The sequence below is a fragment of the Pseudomonas sp. MWU12-3088 genome, from assembly GCF_023242405.1.
Taxonomy (GTDB): domain Bacteria; phylum Pseudomonadota; class Gammaproteobacteria; order Pseudomonadales; family Pseudomonadaceae; genus Aquipseudomonas; species Aquipseudomonas kribbensis.
On record NZ_JALJEA010000008.1, the window covers coordinates 65,911 to 82,097 of the forward strand.

General features: G+C 61.8%; 12 protein-coding genes. 5 read left to right on the plus strand and 7 right to left on the minus strand.

Going from position 1 to position 16,187, the window contains the following annotated elements:
- Nucleotides 1-11 precede the first annotated feature (11 nt).
- From M5B98_RS19120 to M5B98_RS19140, 5 genes are read left to right on the plus strand one after another with little or no spacing between them, the layout of a single operon-like run.
- Nucleotides 12-1,724: a DUF2138 domain-containing protein gene (locus tag M5B98_RS19120; RefSeq protein WP_248743639.1), complete on the plus strand. Its 1,713-nt coding sequence runs from the start codon at nucleotides 12-14 to the stop codon at nucleotides 1,722-1,724.
- Complete coding sequence (locus M5B98_RS19125) at nucleotides 1,694-2,359, plus strand: DUF1175 domain-containing protein (protein ID WP_170931650.1); 666 nt, start codon at nucleotides 1,694-1,696, stop codon at nucleotides 2,357-2,359. The genes M5B98_RS19120 and M5B98_RS19125 overlap by 31 nt, the downstream gene beginning before the upstream one ends.
- Nucleotides 2,356-6,921 carry an alpha-2-macroglobulin family protein gene (locus tag M5B98_RS19130; protein ID WP_248743640.1) on the plus strand — a complete coding sequence of 1,522 codons (4,566 nt, stop codon included), beginning with the start codon at nucleotides 2,356-2,358 and terminating at the stop codon, nucleotides 6,919-6,921. The genes M5B98_RS19125 and M5B98_RS19130 overlap by 4 nt, the downstream gene beginning before the upstream one ends.
- Nucleotide 6,922: 1 nt before the next feature.
- Nucleotides 6,923-8,542: a DUF2300 domain-containing protein gene (locus M5B98_RS19135; protein WP_248743641.1), complete on the plus strand. Its 1,620-nt coding sequence runs from the start codon at nucleotides 6,923-6,925 to the stop codon at nucleotides 8,540-8,542.
- Nucleotides 8,543-8,545: 3 nt separating this feature from the next.
- Nucleotides 8,546-9,358 carry a YfaP family protein gene (locus tag M5B98_RS19140; RefSeq protein WP_248743642.1) on the plus strand — a complete coding sequence of 271 codons (813 nt, stop codon included), beginning with the start codon at nucleotides 8,546-8,548 and terminating at the stop codon, nucleotides 9,356-9,358.
- Nucleotides 9,359-10,017: 659 nt separating this feature from the next.
- Here the strand turns inward: M5B98_RS19140 and M5B98_RS19145 are convergent.
- The 7 genes from M5B98_RS19145 to M5B98_RS19175 form a co-directional block, all read right to left on the minus strand.
- On the minus strand, nucleotides 10,018-10,755 hold the full coding sequence (locus M5B98_RS19145) for a helix-turn-helix transcriptional regulator (RefSeq protein ID WP_248743643.1): 738 nt from the start codon (nucleotides 10,753-10,755) through the stop codon (nucleotides 10,018-10,020).
- Nucleotides 10,756-10,976: 221 nt separating this feature from the next.
- A complete protein-coding gene (ppa, locus tag M5B98_RS19150; protein ID WP_007933577.1) occupies nucleotides 10,977-11,504 on the minus strand; it encodes an inorganic diphosphatase in 528 nt (175 codons plus the stop codon).
- Nucleotides 11,505-11,616: 112 nt separating this feature from the next.
- Nucleotides 11,617-12,429, minus strand: coding sequence for a zinc-dependent peptidase (locus M5B98_RS19155; RefSeq protein WP_248743644.1), 813 nt, complete (start codon nucleotides 12,427-12,429; stop codon nucleotides 11,617-11,619).
- 4 nt (nucleotides 12,430-12,433) lie between these two features.
- A complete protein-coding gene (locus M5B98_RS19160; RefSeq protein ID WP_085712304.1) occupies nucleotides 12,434-13,090 on the minus strand; it encodes a DedA family protein in 657 nt (218 codons plus the stop codon).
- A gap of 238 nt (nucleotides 13,091-13,328) precedes the next feature.
- Nucleotides 13,329-13,790 carry a GNAT family N-acetyltransferase gene (locus M5B98_RS19165; protein ID WP_085712303.1) on the minus strand — a complete coding sequence of 154 codons (462 nt, stop codon included), beginning with the start codon at nucleotides 13,788-13,790 and terminating at the stop codon, nucleotides 13,329-13,331.
- A gap of 115 nt (nucleotides 13,791-13,905) precedes the next feature.
- Nucleotides 13,906-14,739 carry an ethanolamine ammonia-lyase subunit EutC gene (gene eutC / locus M5B98_RS19170; RefSeq protein ID WP_412548546.1) on the minus strand — a complete coding sequence of 278 codons (834 nt, stop codon included), beginning with the start codon at nucleotides 14,737-14,739 and terminating at the stop codon, nucleotides 13,906-13,908.
- Nucleotides 14,736-16,130 carry an ethanolamine ammonia-lyase subunit EutB gene (locus tag M5B98_RS19175; protein ID WP_248743646.1) on the minus strand — a complete coding sequence of 465 codons (1,395 nt, stop codon included), beginning with the start codon at nucleotides 16,128-16,130 and terminating at the stop codon, nucleotides 14,736-14,738. Before M5B98_RS19175 ends, eutC begins: the two co-directional genes overlap by 4 nt.
- Nucleotides 16,131-16,187: the final 57 nt, after the last annotated feature.

The window sequence follows — 16,187 nt, forward strand, 5'->3', positions numbered from 1 at the left end:
TGAGCGAGAAGATGAGCGAAAACACTGAGACCCCGGCGACCGCCGCACCCACCGCCAAACCTTCCCGGCGCTGGCCGTTGCTGGTGGCCGGGCTGTGCCTGGTGGCCGGCGTGGCGGGCGGGCTCGGCTGGTTGATGCACAAGCCCAAGCTGCCGGCGGCGGCACTGGCCAGCGACAAGCTCGGCCTGAGCCGCCCGGATGCGTTGCTGGAAACCCGCTCCCTGAGCCAGTTGCCCAAGGACCTGCTGACGGTGCCGTTCCTCAAGGCGACGCTCACCGAGGATTTCGTCTTCTATTACGAAACCCACGCCGACCGTCTCGGGTTGATCGGCAGTCTGCGGCGGATCATCTACGAACATGACCTGAAGCTGCAGGACAGCCTGATCGAGCAACTCTTCGATCAACCGGCAGACGTCGCGCTGTGGCGCGGCGCCGATGGTCGCTTGAAGGATTTTCTGCTGGTGATGGATCGCGGCGGGCTGGCCAAGCTGCTGGAGCCGCTGGCGAAAGTGGCGCTGGATGATTCGCAACTGAGCGTGTTCAGCACCCTGAAAGTCGGTGGCGATGAGGTGTCGCTGTATCAACTGACCTACAACGCGAGCAAATCCCTGTTGTTCGCTTCCCGTGGCGACAAGCTGGTGGTGCTGTCGAATCCGGCCAAGTTCTACGACCCCGAAAGTGGCGCTTCCGAAGAGTCCGGCCACGTCTCGCCGCAAGCATTGGCGGCGCTGCTCAATGGCGAGAAACTGTTCCCCGAAGCGTTCGGGCTGCCGGCCAAGACACCTGAAACCAAGCAGCGTCTGTCGGTCAATTCCAGCGTCCTGGCCATGGGTTATCAGCGTTTCATCCCGAATTTCGCCGGCCTGCGTTTCGACATGGACGACAAGGGCTGGCACAGCTTCCTGGCCATGGATGAGCTGGACAACCAGCCGGACTTCGATTTCAAACCGGTCTGGCAAGCCATGCCGCTGGGCGCCAGTGCCTGCGTGACCTTGCCGGTGGCGGCCGAGCCGCAGAAACCGTTGCTGGTGAAACTCGGCGCCGAAGAAGCGGTAGCGCAAAAACTCATCGAGCACGTGGCCGGCGCGGCAGGCCTGTGCTGGTACGCCGATTCGCGGCTGTACACGCCGTTGCTGGTGGCCAGTCTGAAGGACGAGGACAGCGGCAAGCTCGACGCTGATATCGGCACGCTGTTCGATTCGATGGTCGGCGCCTACGAAAGCAAGGTCGACGACCACGCGTTCCTGGTGGTCGAGAAGCAGGAAGGCCAGAGCCACCTCTGGCAGCGTCAGGTCAGCTCCAACTTCGGCCCGTACGCGGCCAAGGATGCCGAGAATCCGGACGCGATCACCGGCCGTGCCTTCATGAAAGTCAGCCTCGCGCGTCACGGTTCGACGCTGCTGTTTTCCCTCGACGACAAACTGGTCGACAAGGCCCTCGGCACCCTCGACAAGCGCTTCCCGCCAATGGCCGATGTGCTGCCGAAAGACGTGCTGATGCCGATCTACTTCGGCCCGGATTCCATGGCGCAACTGATGCAACAGGAAACCCTCGACAGCCTGCCGCAAGACATGGAGCCGGTGTTCTACAACGCCGCGCAAACCTACCTGATTCCGAAACTGCGCACCCTTGGCGGCATGGGCAAATACGCCCTGACCTTGCCGGAAGGCAGTGAGCCCGACGGCCACTGGCAATGGCTGCCGCTGGAGTGGAAAGCGCTGTGACGGCACTGATCCGCAGCCTCGGCCTGCTCGCGCTGTTACTGAGCGCGGGTGCTCGAGCGGTCGAAGCGCCGGCGCTCGATCCTGCGCAGTCCCAGGTGTTTCGCGCCTGGTTTGTGCGCATCGCCCAGGAGCAGTTGAGCAAGGGCCCGAGCCCGCGCTGGTATCAGCAGGACTGCGCCGGGCTGGTGCGGTTTGCCGCCAATGAAGCGCTGAAAGTCCATGATGACAAATGGCTGCGCAGCAATGGCGTGTCCAACCGCTACCTGCCGCCGGAGCTGGCGCTGAGCGACGAGCAACGCAAGTTCGCCCAGCAATGGCAGCAGGGCGGCGGCAAGGTCGGGCCCTACGTCAACGCGATCAAACTGATTCAGTTCAACAGCCATCTGATCGGCCGCGACGTGTCTCAGGCACGGCCCGGCGATCTGATGTTTTTCGATCAGGGCGACGACCAGCACCTGATGATCTGGATGGGCCGCTACATCGCCTATCACACCGGCACGACTACCCCAACCGACAACGGCATGCGTTCGGCAAGCCTGCAGCAACTCATGACATGGAAGGACACCCGATGGATACCCGACGCAGCCAACCCCAACTTCATCGGCGTCTATCGACTGAACTTTCTCTCCCAATGACCGGTGCCCGCATGTTGCGTTTACTGCCTTTTCTGTTGCTCTTGACCCTGCCGTTTTCGGCGGTGAATGCCGAAGACTCCGTGGAGCCAAGCGGCTACACGCCGGTGTCCGGTGAAAGCTTTTTCCTGCTGGCCGACAGCAGTTTCGCCAGCGACGAGCAGGCGGTGGTACGTCTCGAAGCACCGGGCCGCGACTACCGTCGTTTCCGCATGGAACCGTACGGCGGCGCCGACATCCGTGTGTACAAGATCGACAAGCCGCTGGACTTCCTCAAGCGCCAGAAGAACCTGCACCGTGTGGTCAGCGACGGCCAGTTCAAGGGCGAAGGGCTGTCGAACACCCTCGCGTACCTGTGGGACAACTGGTATCGCAAATCCCGTCGGGTGATGCAGCGTGCGTTCTCCTACGAGTCTCGCCAGCAAGTCACCGAGGAAGTGCCGGAGCTGAAGATGGGCAATGCCATCGCTGCGCCGACGCCTTACGACGCGCAGCCGCAATTCGCTCTGATTCCGGGTCTGCCGGTGGTCAGCCAGTTCCGCTATCCGCTGTGGCAGGCCAAGCCGATCCAGCCGCCGGCCGGGGTCAATCTGGCCGGGTCTTCCAGCGAGTTCGTCAGCGTTGCGCCGGGTAACGTGTACATCCCGTTGGGCAATCTGAAACCGGGCCTGTATCTGGTCGAAGCGCTGATCGGCAAGTACCGCGCGACCACCATGGTTTTCGTTTCCAACACCGTGGCGGTGAGCAAGATTGCCGGTGATGAATTGCTGGTGTGGGCCGCGCGCAAACACGAAGGCAGCTCGGTGCCGAAGGTCAATGTGCTGTGGACCGACGGCCTCGGCGTAATGAGCAGCGGTGCTACCGACACTGATGGTCTGCTGCGCCTGAAACACGTCAGCCCGGAGCGTTCGTTCGTCATTGGCGAGGACGAAGAGGGCGGCGTATTTGTCTCGGAAAACTTCTATTACGACAGCGAAATCTACGACACCAAACTCTACGCCTTCACCGACCGGCCGCTGTATCGCCCGGGTGATTGGGTGTCGCTGAAAATCGTCGGCCGTGAATTCAAGAACGCGCGGGATTCGGTATTGCCGGGAGCGGCGGACGTCAATGTCAGCGTGCTTGATGCGACCGGCACCGAGTTGCAGCGGCTCGATCTGAAACTCGATTCGAAGGCCGGCACCCAGGGCCGTTTCCAGTTGCCGGACAACGCGGTGGCCGGTGGTTACGAGCTGCGTTTCAACTACAAGGATCAGGCCTACAGCAGCGCGTTCCGTGTGGCGGAGTACATCAAGCCGCACTTCGAAATCTCGCTGAACCTGGCCAAGCAGGATTACCGCACTGGCGATCCGGTGAAGGGCAGCCTGGTGCTGCTGTACCCGGACGGCAAACCGGTGGCCAATGCCAAACTGACCCTGAGCCTGCGCGCCCAGCAACTGTCGATGGTCGACAACGAGCTGCAATACCTCGGGCAATTCCCGGTGGAGCTGACCAGCACTGAACTGACCACCGACAGCAAAGGCAACGCGACCCTCGACCTGCCGGCCGCCGACAAGCCGAGCCGCTACATGCTCACCGTGTTCGCCAGCGATGGTGCGGCGTTTCGGGTCAAGACCACCAAGGAAATCCTCATTGATCGCGGCGCCGCAAGCTTCCGCCTGACTGCGCCGCAGCGCTTCAGCGCAGTCGGTGACAAGGTCGCGTTCAGCTACGTCAACGAGGGCGGCAGCGAACAGGCCCAGGCCGTGGTGCCGAGCGGCTACAGCTGGGTGCGTCTGGAAGACCAGACCACCGGCGAAGGCAAACTGGCGGCGAAAGACAAAGGCTTCAGCGTGACGTTCGATCGTCCGGGGACCTACAACCTGTCGCTGAAGGATCAGTTTGGCCGGGTGCTCGGTGGTACCGGTCATTCGGTCACTGGTGACGGCGTCAAGGCTGTGCCGGGCACCGTGGAAATCGTCCTCGATAAACCGGAGTACAAGGCCGGCGACGAAGCTCTGGCGCTGATCACCTTCCCCGAGCCGGTCAGCGATGCACTACTGTCACTGGAGCGCGACAAGGTCGAAGCCACTGCGCTGCTGGCCAAGGGCGGCGACTGGCTGAAATTGGAGAAACTCAGCGACACCCAATACCGCGCACGCATTCCGGTGAAGGACAATTTCGCACCGAACCTGACGTTCTCGGTGCTGTACACCAAGGGCGGTCAGTACAGCTTCCAGAACGCCGGGATCAAGGTCGTCGCGCCGCAGATCGACGTGGCGATCAAGACTGACAAAGAGACGTATCAGCCGGGCGATACCGTGACAGTCGACCTGACCACGCAGTTCGCCGGCAAGGCTGTGCCGGCGCACCTGACGGTCAGCGTGGTTGACGAAATGGTCTACGCGCTGCAACCGGAAGTCGCACCGACCATCGACCAGTTCTTCTATCACCCGCGCCGCAATAACGTGCGCACCAGCGCGAGCCTGTCGTTCATCAGTTATGACGTGGCATTGCCGGGCAGCCCCGGCGCGCCGGGCAAGGCCAATCGCAGCGAGCGAGGGGTGAAAGTGCTGGAGCGGCCGCGTCGCGAAGACGTAGACACCGCTGCGTGGCAGCCGGAGCTGCTGACCGACGCCGACGGCAAGACTCGCTTCACTTTCAAGATGCCGGACTCGCTGACCCGCTGGCGCATCACCGCGCGGGCGATTGCCGATGACGGTCAGGTCGGGCAGAAGAAGCAGTTCGTCCGCTCGGAAAAACCGCTGTACCTGAAGTGGAGCGGGCCGAGTAAATTCCGTAAGGGCGATCAGCCGCAACTCGGCGTGTTCGCCTTCAGCCAGGCCGAGAAACCGGTCAAGGCTGAGCTGGTGACGCACTACGCCGGCGCTGAACAGCGCCTGCCGGTGACCCTCAACAACGGCATCAACTACCTGCCGCTGCCTGCGTTTGCATTGGCTACCGGCGAGTGGACAGCCGAGCTGGTGCAGGATGGCAAGACCGCGGATGCCCTCGCTGTGCGCCTGACCGCCACCGGCGAGGGCTGGCAAGTGACGCAGACCCAGAGCATTGAGGTAGCCAGCGGCGACACGCCGCTGAGCCTGCCGGCGGACGCCACCGACATTCGCCTGCGTCTGGATGACAGCCCGCAAGCGCTTTTCCGTTCGGCCCTCGACGATCTGTTGAGCTATCCGTACGGCGGCGTCGAGCAGACCGCCAGCCGCTTGCTGCCGCTGAGCATCGCTTATCCGTCGCTGGCGTCGAGCCCGCAGATTCGCGATCGCCTGCGCCTGATCATGCAGAACGGCCGTCTGCGTCTGGTGCAAATGGCCGGGCCGTCGGCGAGCTTCACCTGGTGGGGTTTCGACGGCGAGCCGGATGCGTTCCTCACCGCTTACGCCTATTACGCCGACTGGAACGCCAGCCAGGTTCTGGAACTGACCCTGCCGCCGGAACACTGGCAGCGGGTACTGGAGGTCTACGCCAAGCAGGCGCCGAACACCCCATTGCTGCAACGGGCGCTGATCCTGTCGTTCGCCAAACAGATGCATCTGCCGGTCAACACGCTGCTCAGCGGTTTGATGGAGGATCTGGCCAAGGCCGGGGAAGGCAATGCCGCGAACCTGATGGACGACGGTGAAGACAGTCTGGTGATGAGCGATCCGGATTCGGCGCTCGGTCTGGCGGCGGCGCGGGTTCTGACCGCATCGCTGGCAACCCAGTCGAAAGTCGCTCTGCCGGACGCGTTCAACCGTCAGTTGGGCGCTGCGCAACAGCGTCTGGCCGTCAGCTCTCAACCGTTTGTCGAAGCGCTGAACCTGTCTCTGCAACCGTTCGATCAGGCCCGTGCGACAGCGTTGCTGCAACGCCTGTTGCCGCAGCAATCGACCCTCGAACGCGCGCTGGCGCTGACCTGGCTGCAACGCAGCATCGCTCAGGCGTCGCCGACCATCGCGCTGGCACCGGGCGAAGGCTGGAAGAAAAACTACGGCGCGACCGGCGAGATGTACTGGACGTGGCAAGGTGCTGCGCCGGTGCCGAGCGTGTTGTCGGTGTCGGGCACTCAGGAGCGTCCGTTGCGTGCCGCGCTGAGCTTCCAGACCCAACAACCGGCGGTCGATCCGATGGCCGTGACCATCACGCGTCGCCTGTCGCGTCTGGTGCCGGGTGACGAAGCGTTCACCTTCAAACTGGAGCCGGTCGGTACCAAACCGCTGTCCAGCGACAGCCTGTACCTGGACGAAGTGATCCTCACCAGCAAGGCACCGAAACCGCTGCGCTACGGCATGCTCGAAGTGCCACTGCCGCCGGGCGCGGATGTCGAGCGCACCACGTGGGGCATCAAATTGCAGGGCAAGGACGGCACCGAGCCGACTGCGCTGGAAAAAGCACGGTTCGAACAGGGTCAGCTGGCCTACGCGGTGCCTGTAGATGCATTGAGCGGTGAATTGCGTCTGCGGCATCTGGTGCGCTTCTCGCAGAAGGGCCAGTTCAACATGCCGCCGGTGCGCTTCACTCAGGTCTACGCGCCGCAGCATCAGGCCCAGGAAGCGAAAGCCGCCCTCGGTCAGGTCACGGTCAACTGACATGAACCGGCCGCTGCTGTGGCTGCTGATGTGTGTGATTCCTGCGCTGGCGACGGCGCAGGATGAGCCGTTGCGCGTGGCGTACAAGGGCGAGTTGTTGTCACTGAACACCACTCAACTGACCGCTCGCGAGCCGTTGCCGTCGTCGCTGGATACGCCGCTGGGCAGTCTGTGGAAGATGTTCGTTTACGCGTGGCTGGTGGATACCGGCGCGCGGGAACCGGCGTATGAGTGTCGCGGGCAGTCGAAGGAAGAGGTTTATTGCTGCAGTGCGGGCGGGAAGGTCGAGCGTGATCAGGCGCTGGCGAAATCCTGCGGGCTGTATTTCGAGCCGGCGCGGTTGGGCATAACCGCTGGCGACTGGAAAACCTATTGGCAGGCACGACAGGCACCGTCGTGGTTGCTGGACCTGCCATCGGTGCAGCCGGCTACCCGGGTTTCCGTGGCTGACCTGCTGAAGGTTTTGTCTTTGTTGCCGGCTCAGGATCAGCTGCGCCGTGTGCTGCTCGACGTGGTGCTGAACGCGGCGGACGGCAATGTCGTGGGTGAACTGGGCGGCCGCTTGCGGGTGAAAACCTGGAGCTGGCTCGGCGATCAGGACTCTAAGTCACGCCAGGGCGGATTCGCCGGCTGGACGGCGGACGGTTCGCCGATCTGGGCCGGTGGCCGGGGCACCAGTCAGATGGTTCTGCGGCATTACGGTCCGGCGTTGGCGACGGTGTTACCTTCTTCCTGGCCGGCGGAGGCAGGGCGATGTGTCGAGGTCGGTCTGTTTTCGCGTTATCCCGTTACCCGGGTTCTGGCCGGTGATCGGGTGGCGGGTTCGGGCCCGTTGCAGGGCGATTACCGCGTCGAATTCGCCAATGGCAATGCGCTGGATATCCACAGCGACGGCGAACTGTTTCTGCTCAACGACAAGCTTGTGGCGCGGCTGGATCGTGAAGAGTACGTCGCTCGAGTTCTTGAGCGTGAAGCCAAACCGGAACCTGCCGAAGCCGCCAAAGCATTGGCCGTGGCGATCCGCACCTATCTGCTGCAAAACGCCACGCGCAACGGCGAATGCCTGAGCATCGATGACAGCAGCACCCGCCAACGGGTCGCACCGCGTCCAGCCTCTGTCGAGTCGCGCAACATCGCGGCGTGGACGGCGGATCTGGTGTTGGCCGGCAGCACCGTCACCTATCACTCCGATCAACCCGGCCCCGACAAACTGGCCTGGCAACAAGCCGTCGAACAAGCCAACGCCGGCCAGCGCTACGACGCGATCCTGCTGCACGCCTATCCGCGTGCCAGCCTTAGCCGTTGGGACAACCCGGTGGCGTCCTGCGAAGCGCTGCCCGCTGCGCTGGACTGGCTGCAGAAGCAGCGGCGTGGCTGGCGTCCGAAGCTGGAAAGCGAAACCGGCTACAACGAAGTCAGCACTTTCGCCGTCTGCAAACTCGCCTTCGGACGCCCCTTCGTCGACCGCGAACGTAAGCGCATCTACGTGCGCGGCGTGCTGTCGTTGCAGGATCGCCTCGACCTGACTCACGAATACCTGCACCTGGCCTTTGAAGCACACCCCAACGGCCAGGATGAAACCTACATCGAAGGGCTCGCCCGTCACCTTTTGCTGGAATAGACCATGACACTCCGTTATCCACAGGTCTTGCTGTTGCTCTGCGCGTTCAATGCATGGCCGATGGCGATGGCCGCCGACAGCGTCAAACTCGACACCCCGGTCGGCGGCTGGCGCAGCGGCGCGCCCGAGGGTGAAGGCGAAAACTTCCGCCAGACCGTCAACTACCCGGCCTCTTCGGTGAACACCCCGGTCGGCCAGGCCAACACCGCGCGCATCAGCGGTGAAATCAAGGCCACACCGAAAAGCAAAGAGCCCGGCCGGCTGATCGTCAACGGCGTCAGCATGCCGCTGAAAATCGACGACAGCGGCCGTTTCGACCGCCCGTTCTCCTTCCCCAAAGGCAGCAACAGCGTCGAAGTCCGCAGCCCCGACGGCCAGCAACGCCACCGCACCCAGTTCCTCAACGCCAGCGGCGGCGCCACCCCGGCCAAACTGCGCGTGCTGCTGTCCTGGGACAGCGATGGCACCGACCTCGACCTGCACCTCATTACGCCTGACGGCGCGCACATCTGGTACGGCGACCGCGTCGCCCCCAACGGCGCCGCCCTGGACGTCGACGTGACCACCGGTTACGGCCCGGAAATCTTCGCCATGCCGGCGCCGATCAAGGGGCAGTATCTGGTGTATGTGAATTATTTTGGTGGTGGTTATCGCGGGGATGACGAGGGCGGGGAAGAGGCGGTGCAGCCGTTGACCACCGCGCAGGTGACGGTGATTACTGAAGAAGGGACGCCGAGCGAGAAGATGGAGACGTTTGTGGTGCCGATGCGGGCGGTGGGGGAGTTGACGTTGGTGAAGGCGTTTAGTTATCCGTGAGGAGATTGTGCAACGGGCTGTTGCACAATTGAATTGGGCAGCAGCCTGTTGCCCGATTGCGGGATCACTTCTCGCGAAACTACGGCTTGACTGGATTCGCCGTTACAAGTCATCCAGTCTTATCTTGACTCGCTGAGGAGTGACAAGACGTTCGTGGACTGCGGCGATAAGCGCCACATCCTCCTTGTAGCGTAACTGGGCTTTGACCAGTAACTGATCCCGATCAGAGAGTTGCGGCTTCTGACCGTCATCATTATGGATTTTTGAGGAGTCCATGATGGAGCACCGTAATGAGTTTTGCCGTTACGGTAACAAGGAAGATATTGGGACGGTAGATTTGGTTTTCTTGCGGGCATTAAAAAGCCGGCTTGTGGCCGGCTTCTCGGGGACTGGCTTGGTTTATTTTTGGTAAACCGCGCCAGCCTTCAAAACGTACACCCGGATCTTGCGTCCGGCTGTGGGACTTGGTCAGACAGTGGTCTGCCGCGTCAGGCGTCATCTGGGCCGCTGGGCGGGTCGATGCGCGAATGTGGGGCGCAGGATACTGAGTTTTGCTTCTGATTCCCAGCTTGAAGTGCGGTTTAGAGCGATCAAACTGGAGAAAATCCGGGATTTGTACCGACTTTCAGGGCCTCATCGCCAGCAGGCTGGCTCCCGCTTCAGAGAAACGGCACCACCGGCCGCCGTTTGCCCAGCGTCGACCACCAGAATACCCACCCCAATACATGAATCCTCTGCTCCTCGATCTGCGCGGCCCGGAAGATCTCGTCCGGGTATTCGGCGCTGTTGTGGCTGCGCAGGCGCAGGGCGTTGCCGGGCATGCGGTGCAGGTATTTGATGCGCAACATGCCGTCGTGTTCGATGGCGTAGATTTCGCCGTCCACCACTTGGGTGAGGCCGCGGTCGATGGCGAGGGTGGAACCGTCTTCGATCTTCTCGGCCATGCTGTTGCCGATCATATGCGTGCAGATGGCGTCGGTATGGCGGATTTCCAGGGCTTCGAGGTGGCTGCGGGGCAGGCGGATGGTTTGCTCCGGGTCCTTGATGACATGGGTCTTGTCGGAGCCGGGGGAAGTCGGGGCTTCCTTGTAGAGCGGCAGTTCGATGTCGCTGGATTCGAGCACCGTATAGACGCCCTGAATCGCCTGGGCATCCAGCGTGTCGCCGGCGGTGTAGAGGTGCGGTGCTTCTTTCGGGCCTTCGCCGGTCTTCAGCCACTGGCTGTTGACGGAGAGCAGGCGCGCGACTTCTTCCATGCGGTACGCGGGTACGCCCCGGGTGTACCAGTTATGAACGTTTTGGGCTTCCGTGCCCCAGAACTTTGCGAATCCCGTGGTGGTGATGTTCGCAGCTTCCAGGAGTGCCTTGAATCTTGGACCGCTAGTGTTCTTTCTCATAAACACGAGTCTACGGCCGGCCCAGAGCGGTTTGAATAAACCATGCGTTCAAAATCGAGGCAAATTTTGCGACGGGATGTAAGACGTACTTGTGGGAAATTACACACAGCAAAACTTTTCTGTAGGCAGCCATAAACAAGCCGTTTAAGCCTCTGCCAGCCAGGCATAAAAAACCCCGGATCAACCGGGGTTTTCTTCAAGCGGATCGCAGGTCGCGAGGCTTAGCCTTTGTAGGCAGCAACCGACTTGGTGATCGCGGCGCGGGCAGCGTCAGCGCCGTCCCAGCCTTCGATTTTCACCCATTTGCCTTTTTCGAGATCCTTGTAGTTCGCGAAGAAGTGCTCGATCTGCTGGATCAGCAGGGCTGGCAGGTCGGTGTATTCCTTCACGTCCACGTACAGCTGGGACAGCTTGTCGTGCGGGACTGCGATGACTTTGGCATCGCCGCCGCCGTCGTCGGTCATGTTCAGGATGCCGACCGGACGCGCGCGGATCACCGAACCTGGAGCAACCGGGTAAGGGGTTACGACCAGCACGTCCAGGGGATCACCGTCGTCAGCCAGGGTGTTCGGGATGTAACCGTAGTTGGCCGGGTAGAACATCGGGGTGGCCATGAAACGGTCAACGAACAGGCAATCGCTGTCTTTGTCGATTTCGTATTTGATCGGCGCGTGGTTGGCCGGGATCTCGATCGCGACGTAGATGTCGTTCGGCAGGTCTTTGCCAGCCGGAATCTTGCTGTAGCTCATTGGGCGTTGCCCCCGTTAGTAGACCAAAACACTTGGCCGGATTGACCAAAAAGTGGCGGCGATTATAGGCATATTCCACCCGCGATGCCATGCACCGAAGGTCGTCCAGGCCTTACTCGTGTGCCTGATAGACCGGGTCCGTGGCCTGAAGTTGCTTCAGTCGTGCCAGCGGATCCTGTCGGTAGAAAAGCTGCAGCTGCGCATACACCTGTGGATAAGCCTCGTGCAGCAGATCCGGGGCGCTGAAAAAGTACTCGCTGGTGACGGCAAAGAACTCGGCCGGGTTCTCGGCGGCATACGGGTCGATGGCGGTTTCGGCGTCCGGATGGCGGTCGAGCTGGCGGTTGAGGTCGTCATAAGCCTTTTGCATGACCTCGGCCCAGTCGCTGACCCGCATGTCAGCGTGCAGGGGCGGCAGGCCGTTGGCGTTGCCGTTGAGCATGTCGAGTTTGTGTGCCAGCTCGTGGATCACCAGGTTGTAGCCTTCCCAGCCACCACTGGCCATCACTCCGGGCCAGGCGAGGATGATCGGCCCCTGCTGCCAGGCCTCACCGCTGTGTTCACCGTCCCATTCATGCTCGACGCCGCTGGCATCACGATGGCGCTGCGGGCTGAGGAAGTCGTCGGGGTACAGAATGATTTCGTGGAAGCCCTGATACCAGTTCAGATCGCCAAGGTGCAAAAGCGGCAACTGTGCCTGGGCGGCGAGCAGCAGGCGTTGTTCCTGATGCAGTTCGACGCCGGGCAGGGCGGTCAGGTGCTTGTCTACGAGGAACAGGACGCAGGCTTCCCGCAGCCACTGATCTTCCGTGGCGCTGATACCGTCGAGGAAGCTCAAGTGGTGACGCACCCGCTGCCACATGTCATCGGCAATCGGGTGCTTCGCCAGAGTGCGCCGGCGTCGCCAGGCGCTCAGTGACCACATCGGTTCAGCGCGATTCGGCTTTGGAACCGGCGCCACCGAGGCGGCTGCGCAGCATGCCGATGATCATCGGCACCAGCGACAGCAGGATGATGCCCACCACCAGCAGCGACAGGTTCTTCTTGATGAACGGTACGTTGCCGAAGAAGTAGCCCAGGGTCACCAGGCCGCCGACCCAAAGAATCGTGCCGAACACGCTGAAACCGAAGAAACGCGGATAAGGCATTTTGGCGACACCGGCGACGAACGGCGCAAACGTACGAATGATCGGCAGGAAGCGCGCCAGGGTCACGGTTTTGCCGCCGTGCTTGTCATAGAAGTCATGGGTCTGTTGCAGATAATCCCGGCGGAAAATCTTCGAGTTCGGATTGCTGAACAGTTTTTCCCCTGCCGTTCGTCCGATCACGTAGTTGGTACTGTCGCCGAGAATCGCCGCCAGCATCAGCAGGCCCGCCAGCAGCACCGGGTCCATACCGCCGCCTGCGGCCACTGCGCCGGCGATGAACAGCAACGAGTCGCCCGGCAGGAACGGTGTGACCACCAGGCCGGTTTCGCAAAAGATGACCAGAAACAGGATGGCGTAGATCCAGGTCCCATAGTTGTTCACCAGCATGTCGAGGTAGACGTCGAGATGCAGAATGATGTCGATCGGGTTGAAATCCATGTGGGCACCTGTGGTGATGGCCCGACTCGGCAGGCCTGTGCGGATGATTCGGTGTAAGCCTACAAGCGGGTGTAGTTTTTCTTACAAGCCGGAAAGCACAGGATTATACGATCTGATAGGTGAAAAGCGCGTTGGTTTTGTAGCGGGGCATTTCGAGGGGGGTGCGAGGTGCAGGCCTTTGTGGCGAGGGAGTTTGTACCTTCGCCACAAAGGCCTGCATCCGCATTGTTAGAAAAAATCAGAGTTCGTCGCTGATCGGCAAAATGTAGTTCTTGAACTCGGTGTCTTCCTTGAATCCGATGGATTCGTAGGTTTTCTGCGCCACTTCGTTGTCGCTGCTGGTGGACACGCGCATGCGCACGGCCTGGGTTTCCTTGGCCATGCGCTTGGCGGTGCGGATCAGGTTGTCGGCGACCAGTTGGCGGCGGGCATCTTCGGCGACATAGATGTCGTTGAGGATCCACACGCGCTTGAGCGACAGCGAGGAAAAGCTCGGGTAGAGCTGGCAGAAGCCCATGAGCTTCTTGTCATCATCATCGGCCAGGGCCAGATAGATGACCGATTCCTTGCGCCGCAGACGCTTTTCGAGGAAGGCCCGGGAGGAGTCCGGATAAGGCAGTGCGCCGTAGAACTCACGATATTTGACGAACAGCGGGGCCAGCAGGTCCAGGTGTTCGAGGGTCGCTTGAATAATCCGCATGATAGGTCTCGTCTTCAAGTGGCTGTCTTCAACTGCTCTGACGGCGATGGGAAACCCGGGCGGCCGTGCGTCGATCCTGCCTGAAACCGGCGCAGTAAGGCAATGCGGAAACGGTTCAGGCCGGGGGCGGATCGAGTAGGAAATTACTCTTCATATCTGCACCGGCTTCCGATTCCAGCGTCTGAACCTGCGCCTCGTCCTTCAGATTGACCCCCGACAGCTGCCGCCGACACGCTTCGCGCATCAGATACAGCAGGCGATGGGCCGCCATGCCGTAGCTCAAGCCTTCAAGCCGCACATTGGAGATGCAATTGCGGTAGGCATCGGTGAGGCCGACCTTTGGATTGTAGGTGAAATATAAACCGAGGCTGTCCGGTGAGCTGAGGCCGGGACGCTCTCCGATCAGCATCACGACCATTTTTGCGCCCAGCAACTGGCCGATTTCATCGCCAACTGCCACCCGACCTTGCTCAACCAGCACCACCGGTGCGATTGACCATTCGTCGGCGGTCATCTGTTCTTCCAGTCGGGAGATGAACGGCAAGGTGTGGCGATGCACCGCCAGCGCCGAGAGGCCATCAGCCACGACCATGACCAGATCCACCCCGCCCGGATGTGCCAGCGCATATTCGCGCAGGGCTTGCGCCGATTGATCGCTCAACTTGCGCCCCAGATCCGGGCGTTGCAGGTAGCTGTTGCGATCCGTCGCCGCGCTGTGCAGCAGCAGGCTGTCGCGCTGGCGGTCGGCCAGTTGGGCACTGAGCCCGGCGTGATCGAACGGTAGATGCACGGCATCCCGGGCCTGCGCGTGGGCGAACTGGAAATCCAGCTGCGCCCGGGTCGGCAGGCTGGTGCCGGTGCGGCCGAGGGCGATCCGCGCCGGGGTCAGGCGACGCAGCTCAAGCCAGGGGTTCTGTGGATCGACGGGCGGTTTTTCCATCTGACTCATCCCAGTTGCGCCAACGCCTGGCGAAACGCCGGCGGCAGATTGTTGCCGAAGCGGACCTTGCCGTCCGCCTGGGTGAAGATGCCCATGTTCGCCAGCCACTGCTCGAACTCCGGCGCCGGTTTCAGGCCCAGAGTCTGGCGCGCATAGAGCGCGTCGTGGAACGAGGTGGTCTGGTAGTTGAGCATGATGTCGTCGGAGCCGGGGATGCCCATGATGAAGTTGATCCCGGCCACGCCCAGCAGGGTCAGCAGGGTGTCCATGTCGTCCTGATCGGCTTCGGCGTGGTTGGTGTAGCAGATGTCGCAGCCCATTGGCACGCCGAGCAGCTTGCCGCAGAAGTGGTCTTCGAGGCCGGCGCGGATGATCTGTTTGCCGTTGTAGAGATATTCCGGGCCGATGAAGCCTACGACGGTGTTCACCAGAAACGGTTTGAAATGGCGTGCCACGGCGTAGGCCCGGGTTTCGCAGGTCTGTTGATCGACGCCGTGGTGGGCGTTGGCCGACAACGCGCTGCCCTGACCGGTTTCGAAATACATCAGGTTCTGCCCGAGCGTGCCGCGATTGAGGCTCAGGCCCGCTTCATAACCTTCCTGCAACACGTTCAGATTGATGCCGAAACTGGCATTGGCCGCTTCGGTGCCGGCAATCGACTGGAACACCAGATCCAGCGGCACACCACGGTTGATCGCTTCTATAGAAGTGGTGACGTGGGTCAGCACACAGGCCTGGGTCGGAATGTCGTAGCGCTGGATGATCGCGTCGAGCATTTCCAGCATCGCGCAGATCGAGGCGATGCTGTCGGTGGCCGGGTTGATGCCGATCATGGCGTCGCCATTGCCGTACAGCAGACCGTCGAGAATGCTCGCGGCGATGCCGGACGGTTCGTCGGTCGGGTGATTGGGTTGCAGCCTTGTGGATAACCGTCCGCGCAGGCCGAGGGTGCCACGGAATTTCGTCACGACGCGGATCTTCTGCGCCACCAGCACCAGATCCTGCACACGCATGATCTTCGACACGGCGGCGACCATTTCCGGTGTCAGGCCGGGGGCGAGGGCACGCAGGCTGGACTCGTCGGCCGCTTCGCTCAGCAACCAGTCGCGAAAGCCGCCAACCGTGAGATGGCTGACAACCGCAAAGGCCTGTTTGTCATGGCTGTCGATGATCAGTCGGGTGACTTCATCGGTTTCGTAGGGAATCAGTGCTTCCTGCAGGAAATGGCTCAGCGGGATGTCGGCCAGCGCCATTTGCGCGGCCACCCGCTCGCCATCGTTGAGCGCGGCGACGCCGGCCAGGAAGTCCCCGGAACGCGCCGGGCTGGCCTTGGCCATCACATCCTTGAGGCTGTCGAAGCGGTAGGTCTGGGCGCCGACGGTATGGGCAAATGCGGCCATGGGGCGCGTTCCTCCTGAATGAATGCTTTTAGTGCAGGCACCGAGCCTGAGGCCCGG